This is a genomic window from Meridianimarinicoccus zhengii (assembly GCF_003254465.1).
Classification (GTDB): Bacteria; Pseudomonadota; Alphaproteobacteria; order Rhodobacterales; family Rhodobacteraceae; genus Meridianimarinicoccus; species Meridianimarinicoccus zhengii.
The window spans coordinates 1-3646 of sequence record NZ_QDFI01000146.1; the positions used below are offsets into that span (position 1 = coordinate 1).

Sequence of the window (3646 nt, forward strand, 5' to 3'; positions counted from 1 at the left end):
CTCCGTTTTCGATCTTGAATCAGAAATGAGACCAAACGGGAATCCCTTGATTGCAGACACGGCCTAGCCCCGTGCCCACGGAACCAGCAGCAGGCCACCAAGGGCATTTCCTTCCCAAGTCAGCAAGACGTAGCCGCCTAGGGATTGGCACCCGTGGAGTGTGTTCCGGCCTCGAGTCATCACTGGCCGCAATTGCCAGAGGGCGGCCGCGGTTTGGGACGGTCCGTCAGCGATGTCGGTTCCTCCTCTCGTCCACCTTTCGAGGTCGGCCACGGCAACCCACCGCGCCTGTCCACCAGATCGGACTGCGACCCGGTTCGGCGGCGCTTGAAATGGATCGTCTCGGGCACCGGCTTGTGCGGGATGCCCCGGGCGACGGTGGTCTGGTTCCAATGCCAGTCCTCGTGCCCGTAGCCGCGCTTAAGGTCGTTCGCGACAAACGGGTTCTCCAGCAGCAACGCGCGTCGGGCAAAGGCCAGCGCGTCCCAATAGTTCATCCATTCGAGATAGCTGTGATCGCAGGTCGAGCTTTCGGAATCTGCGTGCCACCAGAGCATGGAATGAGCGCCGAACACGATGTTGCAGGCCGAATGGGCGATGATGTCCGGGCGGGCCGCCAGCAACCGGTGAGCTTCCACCAGCCAGTTCTCCGACCAGAGGTCGTCGCCATCAAGAAAGGCGGCGTGACACCCCGCCGCAGCCTCCACCCCGCGGTTGCGGGCAAGGCCGGGGTCGCCCTCGCGGGTTTCAAGGATACGCGCACGATCACCGTAGTGGCACGTGAGCACATCGGTCGTCACGCTGTCCGCCCGGTCCAGTACGACCACCGTCTCGCAGCGCAACCCGGCGGCATTGGCCACATTGATGGCGGAGTCCGCGCTGCAAGCAGATATCCCGGCAAGAAGCCCCTCACCGTGGGCGGTGATGATGACGCTGATATCGATGGCGCTCATTCTGGTCACTTTCGTCTCAAGGCAGCAGGGTCGGACAATGCTTTCCGTGGCCGAGATGATCCGGGAAAAATACTGTCCGAGCCAGTCATGATGACCCTAACCCGATCCTGTCGAGGGCGGCCCTAAATGCCTCCGGGCTATGGCGTGTTCGGACACGTTTCTGAAGGGCGGTGGCGCGGCGGCTGCGGGCCTCTGGGTCGTCTAGCATGGCGCGCAGGGCCGCGACGTAGGCCTCGGGATCGTCCGCGTCCTTAACCGGCCAGCCGGTCGTGTCGTCGATCAGTTCCGGCACGCCGCCCACGGCGCTCGCCACGATCGGCATCCCCATCGCGCCGCATTCGATCAGGATCGTCGGCAGCCCGTCCCAGGCGGCTGTATAGAGCCAGCCGTCGCAGTCGCCCAACGGCAGTTCGTCATAGCTGCCGAAGGGCGGATTGAGCACCAAGTTCTTGGGCAACTTGCGTGCGGGTGGCGGCTTTCCCAGCACGGCCTTGCCCCAGGCGACAAAATCCACGTCGGGCATGGCGCGGGCCACGGCCTCCAGGATGTCGAACCGCTTCTGCCTGTCGAGCCGCCCGGCCCACAGGATGCGCGGCCGAGCGCGTCCCGCGGCGCTGGTGATCTGGGCCGCGACCAGCGGCGGGTCGTCGACCGGGCGCTGCGCGGGCGTGTGCACCGTGTGCAGTTTCCCCGCAAGCACGGGCGGCATGGCATAGCGTGAGGTCAACGTGTCGGCCAGCGATCGCGTATCCACCAGCGCTGCGTGCAGGTGCGGCAGAATGTCGGCGATGTACCAGACCGGATATCCGGTTTCCTGCCCCTCCGGCGTGCGATCGGCGCAGAAGTAGTAGGCATGAAGTCGGTGGCTGTCCGCGAGCCTCCCACCATAGGTGGAGAAGCACTCGAAACCAAGTCGGCTGTTGACGTTCCAAACGGCCCGAGGCGCGAGCAAACGCAGGAGAAGAAAAAGCGCACGAACCGAATTGCCCATGCCTGACAGTGCGCCCGACAGGTCGATGGCTGGCACGTCCTCCGGATACCAGTCGGGGCGGTCCCAGTCCGGCTGATCGGTGCGCAGGATGACCGTCCGACCGCGCTCTGCCAGCGCAGCGGCAAGGATGCCTGCCACGTAATCCGCTCCCCCGAGCTTGCCGAAGGGCACGAGTATCACGTTCTCCACCGACCCCGTCGGCAACACCGCCCGCGCCGCCGCATAGCCGAAGTAATCCACATCATGCCACGGCGGCAGGTAGCCGGGGCCTTCGGGGAGGCTGATGTTGGGGTCATGGGCAACAGCCGCGGCGACCAGCGCGGAACAGCGCTCGGAGCCGAAAAAGCGCTCGCGCTCAGCCTGTTCGGCATGGAACAGCGCCAGGTCGCGGTCCGCCCATGTCGCCAGCATGGCAAGCGGAATTCCGGCATTCTCCGGCTTCGATGCCCGCTCGATCAATTCGATCACCTGATCGCTCGTGGCATGCGGAACTACCCGGAGCATGGCGATCAGGTCTTCCTTGAGGAGTTGACGTTCGGAAGTATCGCGCTTTGCGAGATGCCGGACGATTTCGAGCGCGACCTGCGGTGACTGGGACGGGATGACCTCTCGAAGCCAGACCAGAAGCGAAAGATCAATGACTTCCCCCGCAGCCATGGACACTGCAATCTGCCGCGCGGCGGCGATCGCCTGCTCAGGCGGGTCCGAAGGTACGTACCGCAGGTAGTCGAGCGCGACATTGAAGTCCACGCCGGGTAGGTCCGCCTGCGCCGCACGAAGAGCCTTTTCGAATGGCCAGAACGTACCGGCCCTATGATCGGGCAGGAGAGACCAGTAGATGGCCGCCTGGGCGCGGGTCTTCCTCGGGACGAGGGCGAGCCGCGCGAGCGCATCCCGGGCGGCGTCCTGTCCCTCCCACGCATGATGTTTGCAGAGAACCGCAAAGGCGGGGTCACGGAGCACACGCGCGAGATCATGGATCGTGAACGGCACATCGCCTGCGGTCGGAAATGGCGGGTCGGTGGGCCGCGCCGCAACTATGGTTCCGAATGCGGTTTCGGGCGACTGATCCGAAAAGAGAAGATCAAGCCCTGCGATGGGCGATCCGGGCAAACCCGCCGCTATCCATGCCTCGAACACCGCTCTGAAATCACCGGAAGGCATATCGAGTTGGGCACGCATGTTCTCCAGATCAAACAGGCGCGCGCGGTCAGGGTTGCGCGGCCCGTTCAACACGTCTCGCGCCAGGGCCAGCCGGACAGCAAACGTATTTCGACTCCGCGCCAAGGCACAGAAGTGAAGGTAACTGAAGACTTTGCCCCGCACTGGGCCTGACGTCGACCTAAGCGCCTTGCTGGAAGCAAACCGCGCCAACAATTCGACCAACGGCTGAGAAAATCGAAGTGGCGTCAGCTCTTGACCCAAATCCGGAGCCCCCGTGTGCGGCTGCGCCGTCGTCCGACGTCCCTCATGCCTCATGCCTGCTTTCGTCAAAGGGCTCCATCGGTTGTCCGTTCGTCTCATTGTCACCATGTCAAAGCCGAAGTCGGCCAAAGTCAGACGCGCGCAAGCCGACCGCATTATTCTGGACCACCATCGCGAGCCAAAGGCCGGGAAGCACAACCCCATTGCGCACTAGGCCGTGTCTGCAATCAAGGGATTCCCGTTTGGTCTCATTTCTGATTCAAGATCGAAAACGGAG

2 protein-coding genes are annotated in these 3646 nt (G+C 63.8%); both read right to left on the minus strand.

What is annotated here, in order from left to right; genetic code table 11:
• Positions 1-179 precede the first annotated feature (179 nt).
• Positions 180-953 carry a glycosyltransferase family A protein gene (locus DDE13_RS22025; RefSeq protein ID WP_111406344.1) on the minus strand — a complete coding sequence of 258 codons (774 nt, stop codon included), beginning with the start codon at positions 951-953 and terminating at the stop codon, positions 180-182.
• Positions 954-1038: 85 nt separating this feature from the next.
• Positions 1039-3177, minus strand: coding sequence for a glycosyltransferase family 4 protein (locus tag DDE13_RS22030; protein ID WP_162631182.1), 2139 nt, complete (start codon positions 3175-3177; stop codon positions 1039-1041).
• Positions 3178-3646: the final 469 nt, after the last annotated feature.

Bases quoted from the DNA above. Each gene is read 5' to 3' on its own strand.
- DDE13_RS22025 (WP_111406344.1), bottom strand. From the start codon at position 953: ATGAGCGCCATCGATATCAGCGTCATCATCACCGCCCACGGTGAGGGG.